This window comes from Alkalicoccus urumqiensis, from assembly GCF_002993335.1.
Classification (GTDB): domain Bacteria; phylum Bacillota; class Bacilli; order Bacillales; family Salisediminibacteriaceae; genus Alkalicoccus; species Alkalicoccus urumqiensis.
Genome location: NZ_PVNS01000002.1, coordinates 225,681 through 242,181, shown reverse-complemented (window position 1 = coordinate 242,181; position 16,501 = coordinate 225,681). Strand labels below are relative to the sequence as shown.

The following is a 16,501-nucleotide window of genomic DNA, read 5'->3' as shown; positions in this document are numbered from 1 at the left end:
GTGCTTTTAGTATATCAGATAATGATCTCCGCCTGAAGTGTTTTCATTTCAAAAATGCCTGTCAGCGGCCGCTGACAGGCATTTAATGATGTGCCGGGAAATCAGCTGTACCTCCACGGATAATCATCTTTTTCAGTAAAGATAGCTTCCTCACAGCGTCTCCGGAATCTTCTTTTCAAGTACATCCAGGAAGGCCCAAAGAAGCGGATACCGTCAAACGGCGTGTAATTCCACCAGCCGATACCGGATATGTTGAGCATATGCTTGTAGTGAAGGATCGGATGCCGCTCAAACCGTTTCAATGCCTGCATCCGGCCGAACTGGTACCACCGGAACGGCCACATGTAGCCGAGTGCAGAAAAATGACTCATAAGAGAAAGGCGGTCCGCCCGCTTTTTCCGGACCTGTTCAAACTGTTTCAGCAGCGATGGATTTTTATTGTTCGTTTCATGCATCCAGGCAAGAAGATCTCCAAGCACCGCCCCGTCCTGAATAGCCAGATTCATTCCTTCACCGGCCATCGGATGTACGGCATGCGCTGCATCCCCGATGACAGCAGCATTTCCTTTCACATATTCATGGATATTGTGCCGTACGGGAATCATAAGCTGAATCTGTTTCCATGATTCAATCTGCGTCACGTAGTCTGCAAGTTCCGGCTCAAAATGCGAAAATGGTTCCGTAAAGGTATGCAGCCCTTCTTTTTTCATTTTCGGGTAATCTCCCGGCTTAATCAGCATTACACAGCGTACTTCATTATCCGGAAGCGGAAACAGACCGATAAATGATTTATGGGAGGCATACATCCGGGCTTCCGTATAGGATTCGGGCCTGGGGAAGGTAACGGTTAAAAAATGATGGTTGTACTGCGTCGTTACCACCTGCTGTTTCATCGCTTTTCTGATTGCGGAGGAGCGACCCTCCGCCCCGACGAAAAAAGAGGCAGATACGTGCAGGTCTTCCTTATTCATATGAATAAGTGCTGTGCTGTATTCATGCTTTTTCTCATTCATCTCAGAAAATCCTTTAAACACAGCTGGATTCCAGTAGTGGAATGAGTCATAGGAAGAGGCTTTATCCAGCAGAATGTTTTTTAACGTTTCATGAGGGATCATCCTTGCTTCCGGATATTTAAAGGCGAGTCTGGAATAGTGGAGAGGTATATACATATTTTCCCTGACACGACCATCTTTTAACTCTTCCACTTCATATGTGTGAATAGTGGAGAGAGGATGGCTCACATCCAGGATGGGCTGAATCACGTTCAATTCATCGAAATACATAAGGGATTTTGGCTGAAGAAGTTCTCCTTTGTAAATCTTGCCCGGATTTTTCTCCTTTTCCACGACGAGAACTTCTACGCCGGACTGTGCCAGTTTCAGCGCCAGCGTAAGGCCCCCGACACCTCCTCCGATAATGACTACATCATAATTATACATAAGCGTGCACCGCCTTCTTAATCAGGACTCTTTCCATTCATCCGTTGAAATATTCCGCTTTTCCAGCTGCCTCTTCACAATCCACGGAATGGACAGTGCAATGAGAAACATGAGCACAGTAGCAGCTGCCAGCGGGATCGAGACATCTGCAATGGAGGCCCCCAGCAGGTTAAATGCAAGTGTGCCCGGAATTATTCCGGCCATGGTCGCATATAAAAACGTTCTGAAACGGACCCTGGCCATAGCGGATAAATAGGTAACTAGATCAAAGTGAATAACTGGAATAATCCGCAGAGAAACCAGATAGAAAAATCCATTTTCTTCAATGCGCTGCTGAATAACCCGGCGCTTCCCACTGTGGTCCGGTATCTCATGGTTTCTGCGGAAAAAGCGGACAGCCCAATAGGAGAGTACCGCCCCGGATAACGATCCTGCATAAGTCAATATCGGCCCAAGAAATGGGCCGAAAGCCAGGCCGGAAGTCAGTGCAAGTATAGAAGCCGGAAACAGGAAAAACGGACGGATACTAAATAAGAGAAGGAATACAAACGGGGCGAGCAGCCCGAATGAAGAAATAAATGGCTGTATATCGTCCGGTTCCATGTCCAGAAATTCACGGTTAATCCAAAATAAAAGAAGAAGAAGGCCGCAGACCGCAGCTGCTTTTATCGTAAAACGCATCCCTTTCTCCTCCTTTTTGTACTATTCCCTTTAAAGAGCGGACTAATCCTCCAGCACCTGAGAAACATCGTACTGTTCCGTCTCCAGTTCCGTCTTCTGACCGAGCGCCAGATGAGCGGTCTGTCTGCCTACAAATGGACCACTGGTCAAGCCGGAGGCTCCGAGACCATCTGCCATAAAGATCTGTGGGTAATCCGGCAGGCTGCCAAAAACCGGCATGAAATTTGGAGCAGAGGGACGAAGACCTACTCGTGTTTCTACGACCTCTGCGTCCTTCAGACCAGGAGCCAGCTCCAGCGCTGCACTCAATATTTCCCGGTGACCCTCTGCTGTTCGCCGGGTGTCATAGCCGCTGTTATCTTCTCTGGTTGCACCAAACACGACGTGCCCTTTTCCAAAGTGAAGAAGATAGTATTCATTGTGCGGCATCACAACAGGCCAGCTGTGATTTTCTTCTTTAATCTTCAAATGAAGTATCTGCCCTTTTTGAGGCTTTATCGCACTTTTCACACCTAAAGGTGCCAGCAGTCCGGAACTCCACGCTCCAGCTGCTGCAATTATTTTATCAGGATGAAGGGTGGAGCCGTCCACTTTCACGCTGACATCGTTTCCTTGATGTACAAGTTCCGCCCGGCCATAGATGACCGTTACGCCTTTTTTCGCTGCAGCACGAATAAGCGCGTTACGGACCTTTCTTCCATCAACTCTGCCTCCTCCTTCCACCCAGACCGAGCGGTATCCAGGCCTGAGCTGCGGAAAGAGGCTGTTTGTTTCATTCTCACTGAGGAGTTCGACCGCCCCCATCTCCGGTGCAGTCTCCCTGCGTTTAAGTGCGTGGCTGTACTTATGCTGGAGTCTCTCTTCGATATCATGGAGGTGGATAGCGCCACTCCGGTAATAACCGGTGTCTGTCTCCCCGTATTCTTCCAGGGCCTGAATCAGCTCGGGATAGTAGGCAGCCCCTCCTCTAGCCAGTGCATACCAGGCTTTATTTCGTCTCTGGGAAAGCCAGGGGCTGATAATCCCCGCGCCCGCAGCCGTCGCCTGCCCGGGGTGGCTCTCATCGATCAGCGTCACTTCCGCGCCCGCCTCCGCAGCGTGAAACGCCGCAGAGGCGCCGGTAATTCCGCCTCCGATTACAACAACATGTTCCATCACAAATCACCTATTCTCATAAAGTTATGATGCCCATTTTACCTGATTCCGACCCACAATGCATGATCTGCGGTAAGATCGCTTAAAATAAACCAGGCAGAATCCGGCTCGTCTTAATAGAAAGAGAGATAGATGAAGTGGGTAACCGTTTCCTGCCTGCACTAGAAGCCGTAAGTGTTCCGGAGGGAATCCGAAAAACGGAAGCACCCTGCCCGCGAAAGCCGTTCTTCGCTTTCTTCGGCAGGGGTGAAGGAACCAGAGCGGGTGCTGCAGCTGGACAACGCTTCGATTTAAGAAGCATGACTCCGCGCGGCCGCGCCGACGGATAGATAAGCATTTTCGGCGGCAGTACTAATTGCATGATCCGCTTCTGCCGAAAAGCGGAGAAATACCGTAATAAGAGGAATATACAGATCGTTCACACAAAAGCAAATTATAGCCTGCTTCCAGTAATAATAGAATACGTATTCAGTTTTCAGCTTCTCTGTAAAATAGTATTGCATCCCTGTTTTTTATCTGATAGGCTGGGAGTATCATACGATTACTTCAACAAATTGAAGTGAGTGTAGAGGCGCATCTGCTATCAGTAAACTGTTTTAGGAGAAGGGACTCCGGGTAGAGCAGTTGAAAGGAGAAGATGCCGAAGCAGAACAGCATCCCCTGCCGTTCTGTTGGGACTGTGTTTAAGAAGCACAGTACTGTCGTACAGCTGAAATCCGGCTGTATGGAGGGCTATCTCACGCTGGAAATTCCGGCAGTGGACCCTCGTGTCCCTGCTTTTTTTATTTCCAAGCCAATGATTTAGCTCTATTCAACGGCGCATCCGCGCTGATCATTTTGAATAGAGGTGGTTATTAATCATGAATTTTGGACAGGTAGTAACAGCAATGGTAACCCCGTTTGACGATAACGGATATGTCGATGTACAGGGTCTGAGGACGCTCGTGAATTACTTAATTGACAATGGATCGGATGCAATCGTCGTAGCCGGTACAACCGGTGAAGCGCCTACATTGACCCACGAGGAAAAGGCAGCACTTTTCAAAAACACCGTGGAGTTTGCCGGAGGTAGAATTCCGGTTATTGCCGGCGCAGGAACGAACAGCACCCACGCTGCATGTGAACTCGTTCAGCTGGCTGAACAGGCAGGCGCAGATGCTGTGATGCTCTCCACGCCTTATTACAACAAGCCGAGCCAGGAAGGAATGTATCAGCATTTCATGGCATGTGCCGGGGCAACCAATCTTCCGATCATGCTGTACAATGTACCTGGACGGACCGGTGTTCATTTGACAGCGGAAACGACTTCACGCCTTGCATATGATGCAGATAATATCGTGTCGCTGAAAGATGCAAGCGGTGACCTAGATCACATGACGGCTGTACTTTCTTCCGTGCCCGCTTCATTTACAGTATACAGTGGGGATGATTCCCTGACTCTCCCTGCCCTTTCTATTGGAGCGTCGGGCATCGTCTCTGTATCCTCCCATATTATCGGCACAGAGATGCAGGCGATGATCAATGCACACTTCTCCGGTCAGCCGCGCTATGCGGCCTCGCTGCACCGTGATCTCGTGCCTGTCATGGATGCTATGTTCTGTGCACCAAGTCCGGCTCCGGTCAAAGCAGCACTGGAACTGACTCACGTTCATGCAGGAAGTGTACGCCTTCCGCTTCAGCCGCTCTCTGAAACAGAACAGCACTTCGTTTTTCAGACATTGAAGCGCTCGTTGTTCTCTTCATCGGCTGTATAAATCCGTGTGAAGTCATACAGACTTTCAACAACGAAAGCGTCCGCCGTCATATAATCGACGGCGGACGCTTTTTGCTGATTTCTAATTTATCGGCCTTTTCTTCTGCGGTGGTACACAGCGTTAATTTCTGCGCCGATCATCAGGATGGCTCCGGTCAGAAAAAACCAGATCATAAGAATGATAATTCCACCGAGGCTTCCGTACGTGGCAGAAAAATTACCGAAATTGTTAATATAGATGGAAAATCCGAAAGAAGCAAGCAGCCAGAGAACCGTGGCGGTCACTGCTCCCGGGATCACGTGCAGGAACGGCACCTTCATATACGGTGCTGTCTTATAAAGAATCGACAGCACAAGAATGATAACAATAAGCGCTCCGATCCACCTTGCCGCCTGAAGCAGAAGTGCAGCTTCTTCCGGCAGAGACAAAATCTGTGCGGCAGCATCAAAAATCGCCTGACCGAATACCGGTAGAATCAGTGCCACAAGAAGCGAAATAATGAGGAGAAACGTCAGTCCGATGGATAATAGCCGGTGTATGAGAAACGAACGCTTATTCTCCACATTATATGCCGTATTAACCGCCTGAATAAATGCATTCATGCCGTTTGAAGCAGACCAGATCGTACCGAGTGCACCAATGGTGAGAAGTCCGCCCTGCGGTTCGGACACTGCTGAGATGATTGTATCTTCCAGCAGGGACACTGTCGTCCGGGGGAGAAGTTCTTCCATATATGTGATGACCTGATCCGGGTTAAATTGAAAATAAGGCAGAATGGATAGTATTAATATAACGAGCGGCACGCTTGAAAGAACATAGTAATACGCCTGTGCAGCCGCAAGAAGCGGCACTTCGTCTTTAGACCATTCTTTCCATAGTTCACGTGCGTAAGCTTGAATGATATGCAATTTTCTCCCCGCCTCTCCTCAGGTTCATCCATTTAGACTCGGATACTTCAGTTTCAGCAGCCGGTAAACGTTCTGTACGATTACTTTCGTTACCGCATACGTCGGTATGGCAAGAATCAGTCCGATCAGGCCGGCGAGATTGCTTGCCAGAAGCAGTAGCAGGATGATCGTCAGTGGATGAATCTGCAGTTTGTGGCCCATGACATTCGGCGAAATTAAATTGCTCTCAATCTGCTGAATAATAACAATGCCAAGAATGACCCACAGTGCTGTAACAGGGGAATCAAACAGGGCAACAATGACAGCAGGAATGGTGCCAATAAATGGCCCGATAAATGGTATGAGGTTCGTAAACATGGCAATCAGTGCCAGGACAATAGAGTAGTCCAGCCCGACAATCAAATAAACGATGTAGGATAAAATCCCGATAAAAACACTCACGATTGCCTGCCCCTGAATATAGGCACTAATCGTTGAGTCCATATCGCTCATAATCCGGTGCCCTTCTTCCTGCTGGTCCTCCGGAAAGTACCTGAGCACGTTATCCGGCAGCTTATGCGCGTCTTTCAGCAGAAAGAAAAGCACAAAAGGAAGGATAACCAGGACAGTAATGACACTGACAAGCATTCCTAAGAAGGAAAGCAGGTTCCCTCCGGACTGCTGCAGGATCGTGGAAATATTCTCTGTGATAGAGGAAGCATCAAAGTTTTGAAGTGCCTCCATTTCCATAATCCGCTGAAACCAGTCGTTCTGCATCAAATTGGAAATAAACGATTCCGTATCGTTCATAAATGACGGGAAATTATTGATGAAAGACGAAATCTGCCTGACGACTAGTGGGCCTGCCAGCCAGACGACGAGTGTAGCCGCCCCGATAAAGGTTAAAAATATCGTCAGAATAGCTAAAACCGTTGGTATAAACCGTTCAAGCAATCGGACAAGCGGACGAAAAATATAATAGAGCACCCCGCCGATCAGAATGACGGGGGCCAGAGTGCTGAACGCAATCCCAATCGGCCGGAAGATAAATGGTACCTGTTTAGCAAGAAATACTATCAGCAGTATAAGTACAGTGCTGTAAAGAAATAAAAACCACTTCGATTTAGGCATGGGAGGCAATCCTCCTTAAAATAATGTGCTTACCGATTCGTTGGACTGCACTCTGCGGATTCCTTCGGCAAAAAGTCGACCTACAGAAAGCGTGATGATCCGTTCATCCCGCTTCTGGGGAGGCTGAAAAATAGAATTCGTAATGATGACCTCTTTTAAACTGGATTCCCGGATCCGTGAAACTGCCGGCTCAGAGAGTACACCGTGGGTACAGCAGGCAAATACTTCTTTCGCTCCATTTTCCAGCAGTGCCATGGACCCTGTCGTCACCGTACGGGCTGTATCAATCATGTCATCTATGATAATGGCCGAGCGTCCCTCAATATCACCAATGACGTTAACTCCCTGAACAGCTCCGGGAGCATTCCCGCGCTGTTTGTCCAGGAAAGCAATCGGTGCATCCAGCTGATCCGCCAGTTTTCTTGCTCTTGAAGTCCCTGCATTTTCCGGCGCTACGACCGTAACGTTTGTCAGGTTTTTCTTCTGGAAGTATTCTGTTAACAAGCGGTTTGCCCGGAGTTCATCAACGGGGATATTGAAAAAGCCCTGTACCTGCGCAGCGTGCAGATCCAGTGTGAGCACCCGCGTAGCACCAGCTGCCTCAAGCAGATTGGCAATCAGCTTCGCCGTGATCGGTTCCCGTGAACGGGCTTTTCTATCCTGTCTGGAATAGCCGTAATATGGAATAACGATATTAATGGACCTCGCCGATGCCCGCTTTAATGCATCAATCATAATCAGCAGTTCCATTAAGTATTCACTGCCGGGCTCAGATGTGGATTGTATCAGGTATGTGTCGAATCCTCTGACAGTTTCTTCAATACGTATCTGTACTTCCCCATCACTGAAACGAGTGATCGAGGATGCACCGATTTCCATATCCAGTTCCTGTGCAATCTCTTCTGCTAATGCCCGGTTTGAATTAAGTGTAAAAAGTTTCATTTCCTCCATCATCGTCATCCCTCCAAAAAGTTCTCATCATTTATCCTACCATAAATGGCGCCCGTGCAGACTTTCCACCGGAAAAAATATACACCTTCCCCCTGCATGCGTTATACTACAAAAAGAAGGAGGCTGTAACGTGTGGAAACATCTTCCCAACTCACTCACTTTAGCTAACGTCTGCTTTGGCTTTTTAGCCATTGCGTCGGTTACGCAGGAAAATTACACAAATGCTGCTGTATTTATTTTTATCGGTATTATGCTCGACAGTATGGACGGCTGGACTGCGAGAAGATTTCAGCTTGAATCCGAAATGGGAAAAGAACTGGACTCGCTTGCAGACATCGTCACGTTTGGTGCAGCACCTGCTGTTCTGTTATATGGATCCAGTTTTTCCGATCTCGGCTTTGCCGGCATGATGCTCTCGGCCGCTGTTCCCGTTTTCGGTGCCTACCGTCTGGCACGATTTAACATCAATCATCAAAAAGGGGAAAAAGCTTATTTCACAGGGCTTCCCATAACAGCTGCCGGAGGGATTATTGCACTGCTGACACTATTCAGCTATGCTGTGCCGCAGGCTGTACTTTCTGCAGTCACCATGTTTCTATGTATTCTCATGGTGAGCTCTTTCCCAATACCTGCGTTAAAAAGAGTTCCGGTACCTAAATATGCTATACTTGTTTCCCTCTTCTTTATCAGCATCTTTGCCGTGATTCATTTTAATGACAGCATCTCTTTTACCCCGTGGATTCCGGCAGGCATTTTCTTTTATATTGTGTTTATGGCGATCTTTTTTATGCGCCGGAGGCGGCGCAGCGGCACAGAGACAAACATCTAATAAAATAAAACAAAATGGAGCACAGGAGAACATTCTCAGCCTGTGCTCCATTTTCATTATGATCCGCGGTCTTCTTTCCCCGGCGGGCGTGTATCTGAGTCGGAAGAAGAACCGTGTGATTCTGCTTCATCCCAGAAATCTTCCCGGTAGGAGTCTCTTGCTCCGCCGTCGATTGGTGATACAACAGATTCTTCGGGCGGCCGCGCAGGCCCCTTCGTTTCACCTGCGTGCTCCACGGTCGTTCTCGCCGTTGGTACGAGCTCCAGACGTTCTTCCGGGATCTTTTCACCACTTACTTCACATACACCGTATGTGCCTTCTTCAATACGACCAAGAGCTGCCTCAATTTCCTCCAGCTCTTCTTCATCTTTTCTTTCCAGTGCCGCATCTGTATGCTTCTCGGATAATCCCGTTCCTTGATCCGCAGGATGATTATCGTAATCTGCAAGCTCCTCGGTATCTCCTTCATTATCATGGGTGCGGGAAGTCAGTTCTTCCTTTCGATCCAGAAGCTTTTTCTTAAAATAAGCCAGTTTTTCTTGATCCATAGTACCTGCCTCCTTATTCTAGTGTACTTATTCTCTTTTTCCAGATGATTCAAACATGATGATTCGCTCTATACTGGAACTCCCATATTTCTAACCTGATGAAAATAACGAAGGCATAACCCGCCCGGCTTTCAGGAATAAGCGGAATGTAACAGGGACAAATCACCTGGAATAAGAACAGCCGGCAGGAAAAAAATCTCCCGCCGGCTGTTTATTCACCGGTTATACAGATAAAATTGAGGAAAGCCGCATCAATTCTTCGTTCCCTTTTGATTCTGCTGTCAGTGCAGTGTTTATGCTTTCTGCAAACAGCTCTCCCCGGTCAATCCCGATAACATGATCACTCGTGCCTGCACGGAGCTCTTCTACTGCCCGAAGCCCCATTCTGCTCGCAAGCAGGCGGTCTGAAGCTGTCGGATCACCGCCCCGCTGAATAAATCCGAGCACCGTAACCCGGGCTTCCTCCCCGGTCTCTTCTACAATCTGCTGCTGAAGATTGGAGGCGCTTCCGGCACCTTCTGCAAGCATGATGATGTGGTGTTCTCTGCCGCGGGCTCTGCCTTCATCAAGTTTATGAATAACATCTTCATACGTGACTGGATTTTCCGGAATGATAATACTTTCTGCACCGCCTGCGACACCTGCATAAACAGCGAGGTCTCCACAGTTTCTGCCCATTACTTCAATAATCGTCGTTTTCTCATGTGACGAGGATGTATCCCTGATCTTCGTTACCGCTTCCAAAACAGTATTTACTGCTGTATCAAAGCCGATTGTATAATCCGTGTATGCCAGATCATTATCAATCGTCCCTGGTATACCGATGGTAGCTGTCCCCGACCCCTGAAGCGTTTGTGCACCCCGGAAGGAACCGTCTCCACCTATAACAACCAGTCCATCGATCTGGTGCCTGCGGAGCTGGTAAAATGCCTGATTTCTGCCCTCTTCAGTCATAAATCGAGGTGAGCGGGCTGTTTTTAAAATCGTTCCGCCCTTATGTATAATATCACCAACGGATGAGGCAGTGAGCCGCTTAATATCTCCGTGCATAAGCCCCTCATAGCCACGCTGAATTCCGTATACCTGCATATTATAATAGACTGCCGAACGGACAACCGCGCGGATCGCTGCGTTCATTCCCGGTGAGTCGCCGCCACTCGTTAATACCGCAATATTCTTCATCATCATCCTCCATTATGTCGTCAGACGTCTATACTTATTGTACAGTGGATGAATGTTTTTATCCAGTCTATACCGAGAAAACACCGCGTCGATGATGAAGGGCTTCAATCACCTCTTCCAGGGAGCCTTCCATATCCGGTGTAAAAGAATCATCATTTTTTACCGCCCACGTAGAGATGAGGATTGTTTTCATGCCTGTCGATTGAGCTGCACCGTCTTCCCTGGCATCGTTTCCGATCATGACACACTCTTCGGGGGATACGTTCAGCTTATCGGCAATTTCTCTGTAATAGGCAGGATTCGGCTTAGCTGCAGTCGAGTTTTCATACGTGGAAATGATATCAAAATCGGAAGGCGTCAATCCGGCCCAGGAAATCCGGTGGTGCACAGCAGCCTCAGGAAAGACCGGGTTCGTCGCCAGCGCAGTCCTGTACCCATGTCTTGCGGCGCCTTCGACCAGTATGGCTGCAAGAGGAGTCGGATCTGCCATATAGCCGAAATGATAAAAATCGTTTTGATAAAACTGATCCAGAATCGGAACAATTTCTTCCTGGGGCAGTTTTGTCAGGCTGAGAAAGGATTCTGTAAATACTTCCTGATTCGTCCGTTGGTCTGTGCTCTGCACGACGTCACCTGTTGCTTTCCAGAGGGCTTTAATAAAAGCATCCGGTGCCAGCAGGTGCTGAAGCTTAGGTGCCAGACCAGCCAGATATTCTTTCACAAATGCGTCGGTATCCATCGGCAGCAGTGTGCCGTCCAGATCAAACAATACTGCTTTCACACTAATCTCCTCCTTATTGCTTCCTTTTTTCAGGATACGTTATTTTTTCCGAGTTTTCTATAAAATCGTCCTTATTTAATGAAATCCAGTCATTACATAATGCAACAATACGCCCTCCCCGTTTTTAATGTCTGTAAAATAAACCAGGCAGAAACCGCCTGGTCTTAAATGCTAAGAGACGTTTGTTGAATAGGTTCCCGCTTTCTGCCTGCACCTGCAGCCGTACGCGTTCCGGAGGGAACGGGCTCAACTAATTCCTTCTTCCTTCCGTCAGAAGGAATGGATTTTCGCCTCGTTCGGATCCTCCCGGAGTCGACGGCCTCCGGTTTCGGCAGGTAGAAAGAAAACGCCTGTTAGAAGCGATCCCTTTTGCGCAGAAAATGCTGTCATTCAATCGAATTGGAAGAGACCATCATTACCTTATAAACATCGTTTCTGCTATAAATCCTTCGTATTTCATCTCTATTTTATTGCGCTTCGAAGCGTTCGGCAGAGACGCCGGTGGGGTTCGTTCTCCGCTTGAAGAAGCATGGCTCCGCGCGGCCACGCCGCATGGCAGAAGTTCGCTGCCCTGCGGCTCAAACCATAGGCCGGCTCCGCTCATGCTATACAGCCGTGCAAACAGCGCCCGGCTGAAAGACAAGCCCACGCAGGCTTCTGCCGAGTAGCAGAGAAGCTCTACCAACAGAAGCAAATAGTTAATTCAGCAAAGCTTTAAAATGCCAAAACCCTTGGCATCCCTGCTCGTAAGAGGCTTCGAATTTTATACTTCCCTATCCTCCATAGAAAAACACCGGAAGAGCGCTCTCTTCCGGTGCCTGTTCAGCAGATTCCTCTATTAAGCGTTCGTTTTTTCGCGTGCCTTTTTTGCTTCACGCTCTTTCTGCATCTGCTTGCTTCGAAGCTGGCCGCAGGCAGCGTCGATGTCCGATCCCTGTTCATGGCGGACACCACACTGGATACCCTGCTTCATCAGCGTATCAAAAAACGTCAGAATGTTATCTTTTTGACTCTGCTTGTAAGCAATATGCTCATCTACCGGATTGTACGGAATCAGATTGACGTAAGAAAGCTTTTTCTTATCGCCGATCAGTTCTGCAAGCTCCAGCGCCTGCTCTTTGCCATCGTTGACGCCATCGAGCAGAATATATTCAAACGTAATGCGCCGGTTTGTTTTTTCCAGATAGTAATCAACCGCATCCATCAGTTTTTCAATCGGCTGTGCTTTATTAATTTTCATAATCCGTGTACGGAGTTCGTTGTTAGGAGCATGAAGCGAAACAGCCAGATTCACCTGAATGTTTTCATCCGCAAAGTCGTAGATCCGCTTAACGATGCCGCTTGTCGAGACGGTAATGTGGCGCGCACCGATTGCAAGTCCTTTATCGCTGTTCACAACCCGGAGAAATGCCATCAGGTTGTCGTAATTGTCAAACGGTTCGCCGATTCCCATAACGACAATATGACTGACGCGTTCTTCCTTCGCTTCTTCATCCATTGCTTTCTGGACGTGCATTATCTGTTCCACAACTTCTCCAGAGGACAAATCGCGGTCCTTGGTAAGCAGTCCACTCGCACAGAAGCTGCATCCAATATTGCATCCGACCTGCGTCGTAACACAGACGGAAGAACCGTAATCAAACCGCATGAGTACGGTTTCGATCAAGTTTCCATCCTGAAGACGAAATAAAAATTTCATTGTACCGTCACGGGAAACCTGTTTGGAATGAACTTCGAGCGTCTGCATGGTAAATGATTCTTTTAACTCTTCACGCACATCCTGCTTGATATTTGTCATGTCATCAAACGTATCTACACGTTTCTTATAGAGCCAGTCCCACACCTGCTGCGCCCGGAACGATTTATGACCACGCTCCGTAAACCACGATTCCAGCGACTGCAGCGTGTATCCGTAAATCGATTCTTTCATGGTATTCCCTCATTTCTTTACGTACTTTAAAAGCCAACGAATATTATCTCAGCCTTCGTCAGAAATTGCAAGCCCTGACGCTTCCAAAAAGGTAACGGCTTCTTCTGCACGCACTGCAAGACCTACGCGCATGTCTTCGCCGGATATAGGCCGGGTGCTTGTAGCATAGACGATGGCAGCTACGCTCCCGTTTTCTGTAATAACCGGACTGCCGCTTGAGCCTCTGTACACAGGCGCGTTGATAGCTGCCACAGGCTGGTCCCTTCCACCGGAGGAAGTTTCCTCCAGGAAGGTGCCTTCATTTGGAATAAAATTGAAAAACATTGGATTCCCGATCACATACATCTCTTCTCCAGGATCCCACCCAGGCTCCAGGCTTAAGGCAGGATGATCAAATGAATCCCCTTCTGCTTCCAGAACGGCGAGATCAAGCGTTTCATCTGAAGCAGCCGCTTCGACCCGGTAGGAGGTTCCATCTTCGAAATGAACGGATACCGGACTGCCGTCATCAATCACATGCTCATTTGTCATAATGAGTCCGTCACCGATGACAAAGCCCGTTCCTTTCGAAGCTTCTGTGCGGACAACAACAATGGATTCTTTATATTCTTCAATGACCGGATCATCGTTCAACCTGTTGGCATTAGCCAGAAATTCAGCTGCTGGAAAATTGAAAAGCTGCGGCCAGACGGCAAACACATTGACTAAAAGTGCCAGAGCAGCCAACGAGGCGATCGCGATTTTCAGCCAGCGCTTCGGCTTTTTTTCAGGCTGCACTTCTTCCTCTGGAGGAGGGTTGAAAAATTCCTCTTTCGTTAAATAGTTTTCGCCATCAAAGTATAGAGGTTCTTCCGGTGGACGCTTTTCTTCCACCTCTGACTCCCCACCTTCTCTTTGATTGATATCCGTATTTTCCTCTGCTGGAGAAGTGTTTTCGTTATCTTCGTCATGTTCTCTCATCTACTTCGGCCCTTTCTATCTACAGTATGCGCTCTCCAGCTGCAGCTCTTGCTGCCAGTACTCCTGAACTCGCTGCCCCGATCGATCCTGCTCCGGGGAATACCGTATCACCGCAGACATAAACGCCCTTCAGACCGGTCGTAACGTCCGGTGCATGCCAGAGTGTATTGGAGGGAAACTGCGGATAGCCTCCAACTCCGCTGCGGTTAATATACCGCTTCCATGCAGCGGGACCTCCGTTTTCTAAATGGACAATACTGTCCCGAAACCCTGGATACTGTTCCTCCAGACGCTGGAGCACCTGCTCTGTAAGAAGCTGTTTCTGGCTGTCGTATTCTTTTTTCGTTTTCCACCTGTTTAAATCGATGTGGGTCGACATAGTTATTGTAACAAATCCTCCCGGCGCACGCAGTTCATCGTTCTCCATTGATTTGGAAACGAAGAAGTGATCTGCTTCTTCAGAGAGGTAAAGCTGATGAAAAAGCGGCATGCTTGTTACAGCTCCGGCTTCTACGGCAGCGTAGATTACAAACGCTCCCCACTCCTTTTTCTTTTCGGGAAGTGCTACTTTATGCTGAAGGTTTTCCGGAAACAGCTCGGCAGCGCGGTGATGGGAATTGTTTATAATTATCGTATCCGCCTCATGAACCCGTCCACGGTGTTCCACCGCTTCATAACGGGCATTTACACCACGCCGGATCCGGGTGATTTTTCGTGCCCGGATACAGGTTCCCCCTTCACTTGTAATATGCTCAAGCAGGTTCTCGATCACTTTATACAGACCCCCATGAACGTAAAATGTTCCGCGGTGATAAATATCGAGAGCAGTACAGCCGAATAAAAGGGAACATTTATCGTGCGTTGTCTGCATGCTGTCCAGAAGAATATGGTCGAGCAGCTGAAGGAATCTGCTCTCATTCTGTAATTGATGTCTGGTTATCAGTAAATCCATCGTTTTCATCAGCTCGGGCACCAGCTTAAGCTGCCCCGGTCGAAATCCTTTGAGCAGACTGCCTGCAGCTGAAGCCGATGCCGGAGGAATGGATGGAAATTGTTTCATCAGCGGACGAAGAAGCGCCGCACGTGACCAGACATCGCGGAAAAACCGGCGTATTCTGCCCGCAGCATGCGGAAACAGACGGTCCCACTCCTGAAGAAATGCTTCTCTCTCTTCATAGTAGTACAACGTTTCCCCTTGACTGGAAAGCGTCATAGCATACTGCTGGCGCGTATAGGCTGGTCTGGAACCGAGATACGTATGAATCCGGTCATGAATGCCTCCAGGCTCCCACCCCATTCCGAGTGTAGCTCCCACAGGAAAGCGGTATTTCCTCCGCTGAAATTTACCTGCGCTTCCACCCCACTCGACGGAAGATTCAATAAGTGTCACCGTTTCTCCATGTTTCTGCAGCAGTGCTCCCGCAGTGGCGCCTGCGAATCCGGAACCAATTATAAGGATATTTCCCACGGTCCAACCACCTCCGGTTTCAGTATATCGCTTCCTTCAATAAATGTCCTCGAATGCGAAGTGGAGGCCGTCCGTTATACGAGGTCCGAATCGGCATCTGTTGAATGTAGACAGCTGCCCGAAAACGACGGATGCTGAATAAGTCAGCAGAACAAATTACTGTTTCAGCAAAGCTTTACCACTGCACCTGAAGCTGGCCGCTCCGAAACATAGGCCGCATCCGCCCATGCTCTCCAGCCGTGCAGACAGCACCCGGCTATACGAAAAGTCTAAGCCAGACATCTGCCGAAAAGCAGAGAAACCGATAGATGGAACAAAGGTGAACTGCCGAGTCCTTTGGCACACCAGCTGGAATGAAGTTTCGAATTGTATACATTTCAAAGCTGTGAAATAAACCAGGCAGAAACCGCCTGGTCTTAAAAGAAAAGTGAGGTATGTTGAATAGGTTCCCGCTTTCTGCCTGCACGTGCAGCCGTACGCGTTCCGGAGGGATTTCGAAAAGCGGAAGCGCCCTGCTCACGAGCGACCAGTCCTGGAAGCCCTGTCGACGAAAGCCGCTCTTCGCTTTCTTCGGCAGGGGTGAAGGAACCTCGAGCGAGTGGGTGCTGGAGCTGGACATTGCTTCGATTGAAGAAGCACGGCTCCGCGCGGCCGCGCCGCAGGCCAGAAGTTCGCTGCCCTGCGCCTCAAACCATAGGCCGGCTCCACGCGTGCTTTCAGCCGCTTGACGCGGAATGGATTTTCGCCTCGTTCCGATCCTCCCGGAGTCGACGGCCTCCGGTTTCGGCAGGTAGGAAGAAAACAC

17 protein-coding genes and 1 riboswitch are annotated in these 16,501 nt (G+C 48.7%); of the genes, 4 read left to right on the top strand and 13 right to left on the bottom strand.

The window, feature by feature from the left end:
- Positions 1-101: 101 nt before the first annotated feature.
- The 4 genes from C6I21_RS03000 to C6I21_RS16745 all read right to left on the bottom strand — a co-directional run bounded on the left by C6I21_RS03000 (position 102) and on the right by C6I21_RS16745 (position 3,697).
- Entirely contained in the window at positions 102-1,439 is a 1,338-nt protein-coding gene (locus C6I21_RS03000; RefSeq protein ID WP_105957942.1) for an FAD-dependent oxidoreductase, read from the bottom strand.
- A 21-nt stretch (positions 1,440-1,460) separates the two neighbouring features.
- Complete coding sequence (locus C6I21_RS02995; protein WP_105957941.1) at positions 1,461-2,120, bottom strand: TVP38/TMEM64 family protein; 660 nt, start codon at positions 2,118-2,120, stop codon at positions 1,461-1,463.
- Positions 2,121-2,162: 42 nt separating this feature from the next.
- Positions 2,163-3,275, bottom strand: coding sequence for an NAD(P)/FAD-dependent oxidoreductase (locus tag C6I21_RS02990; RefSeq protein ID WP_105957940.1), 1,113 nt, complete (start codon positions 3,273-3,275; stop codon positions 2,163-2,165).
- Positions 3,276-3,565: 290 nt separating this feature from the next.
- Complete coding sequence (locus tag C6I21_RS16745) at positions 3,566-3,697, bottom strand: hypothetical protein (RefSeq protein ID WP_280953434.1); 132 nt, start codon at positions 3,695-3,697, stop codon at positions 3,566-3,568.
- A gap of 136 nt (positions 3,698-3,833) precedes the next feature.
- Positions 3,834-4,018: riboswitch (Lysine riboswitch) on the top strand.
- Positions 4,019-4,135: 117 nt separating this feature from the next.
- On the opposite strand from C6I21_RS16745, the gene dapA reads away from it, so the two are divergent.
- Positions 4,136-5,029, top strand: a complete 894-nt coding sequence (gene dapA / locus C6I21_RS02985) for a 4-hydroxy-tetrahydrodipicolinate synthase (protein ID WP_105957939.1) — start codon at positions 4,136-4,138, stop codon at positions 5,027-5,029.
- A gap of 86 nt (positions 5,030-5,115) precedes the next feature.
- Here the strand turns inward: dapA and C6I21_RS02980 are convergent, their stop codons facing one another.
- Genes C6I21_RS02980 through C6I21_RS02970 form a run of 3 tightly spaced genes read right to left on the bottom strand, consistent with a single transcriptional unit; the run spans position 5,116 to position 8,007 of the window.
- The gene (locus C6I21_RS02980; RefSeq protein ID WP_105957938.1) at positions 5,116-5,937 is read right to left on the bottom strand and encodes a YihY/virulence factor BrkB family protein; all 822 of its coding nucleotides are present in this window, start codon (positions 5,935-5,937) and stop codon (positions 5,116-5,118) included.
- Between the two features lie 24 nt (positions 5,938-5,961).
- Entirely contained in the window at positions 5,962-7,047 is a 1,086-nt protein-coding gene (locus tag C6I21_RS02975) for an AI-2E family transporter (protein WP_105957937.1), read from the bottom strand.
- Between the two features lie 15 nt (positions 7,048-7,062).
- Complete coding sequence (locus C6I21_RS02970; protein WP_105957936.1) at positions 7,063-8,007, bottom strand: ribose-phosphate diphosphokinase; 945 nt, start codon at positions 8,005-8,007, stop codon at positions 7,063-7,065.
- 121 nt (positions 8,008-8,128) lie between these two features.
- On the opposite strand from C6I21_RS02970, the gene pssA reads away from it, so the two are divergent.
- Positions 8,129-8,827, top strand: a complete 699-nt coding sequence (gene pssA, locus C6I21_RS02965) for a CDP-diacylglycerol--serine O-phosphatidyltransferase (RefSeq protein ID WP_181186062.1) — start codon at positions 8,129-8,131, stop codon at positions 8,825-8,827.
- A 56-nt stretch (positions 8,828-8,883) separates the two neighbouring features.
- Here pssA and C6I21_RS02960 read toward each other — a convergent pair whose 3' ends face one another.
- The 3 genes from C6I21_RS02960 to C6I21_RS02950 form a co-directional block, all read right to left on the bottom strand.
- Complete coding sequence (locus C6I21_RS02960; protein WP_105957934.1) at positions 8,884-9,375, bottom strand: TraR/DksA C4-type zinc finger protein; 492 nt, start codon at positions 9,373-9,375, stop codon at positions 8,884-8,886.
- A gap of 222 nt (positions 9,376-9,597) precedes the next feature.
- Positions 9,598-10,557 carry a 6-phosphofructokinase gene (gene pfkA, locus C6I21_RS02955; RefSeq protein ID WP_105957933.1) on the bottom strand — a complete coding sequence of 320 codons (960 nt, stop codon included), beginning with the start codon at positions 10,555-10,557 and terminating at the stop codon, positions 9,598-9,600.
- Positions 10,558-10,624: 67 nt separating this feature from the next.
- Positions 10,625-11,338: an HAD family hydrolase gene (locus C6I21_RS02950; RefSeq protein WP_105957932.1), complete on the bottom strand. Its 714-nt coding sequence runs from the start codon at positions 11,336-11,338 to the stop codon at positions 10,625-10,627.
- Between the two features lie 380 nt (positions 11,339-11,718).
- On the opposite strand from C6I21_RS02950, the gene C6I21_RS16325 reads away from it, so the two are divergent.
- Positions 11,719-12,006 carry a hypothetical protein gene (locus C6I21_RS16325; RefSeq protein ID WP_181186061.1) on the top strand — a complete coding sequence of 96 codons (288 nt, stop codon included), beginning with the start codon at positions 11,719-11,721 and terminating at the stop codon, positions 12,004-12,006.
- A gap of 170 nt (positions 12,007-12,176) precedes the next feature.
- On the opposite strand, the gene rlmN is transcribed toward C6I21_RS16325, so the two are convergent.
- Genes rlmN through C6I21_RS02935 form a run of 3 tightly spaced genes read right to left on the bottom strand, consistent with a single transcriptional unit; the run spans position 12,177 to position 15,696 of the window.
- Positions 12,177-13,268, bottom strand: coding sequence for a dual-specificity RNA methyltransferase RlmN (gene rlmN / locus C6I21_RS02945; RefSeq protein WP_105957931.1), 1,092 nt, complete (start codon positions 13,266-13,268; stop codon positions 12,177-12,179).
- A gap of 48 nt (positions 13,269-13,316) precedes the next feature.
- Positions 13,317-14,228 (bottom strand): S1 family peptidase, encoded by a 912-nt coding sequence (locus C6I21_RS02940; RefSeq protein WP_105957930.1) that lies wholly within the window; start codon positions 14,226-14,228, stop codon positions 13,317-13,319.
- 19 nt (positions 14,229-14,247) lie between these two features.
- Positions 14,248-15,696: a phytoene desaturase family protein gene (locus C6I21_RS02935; RefSeq protein WP_105957929.1), complete on the bottom strand. Its 1,449-nt coding sequence runs from the start codon at positions 15,694-15,696 to the stop codon at positions 14,248-14,250.
- Between the two features lie 434 nt (positions 15,697-16,130).
- Here C6I21_RS02935 and C6I21_RS16320 point away from each other — a divergent pair, with 434 nt between their 5' ends.
- Complete coding sequence (locus C6I21_RS16320) at positions 16,131-16,424, top strand: hypothetical protein (protein WP_181186060.1); 294 nt, start codon at positions 16,131-16,133, stop codon at positions 16,422-16,424.
- The last annotated feature ends 77 nt before the right edge of the window (positions 16,425-16,501 follow it).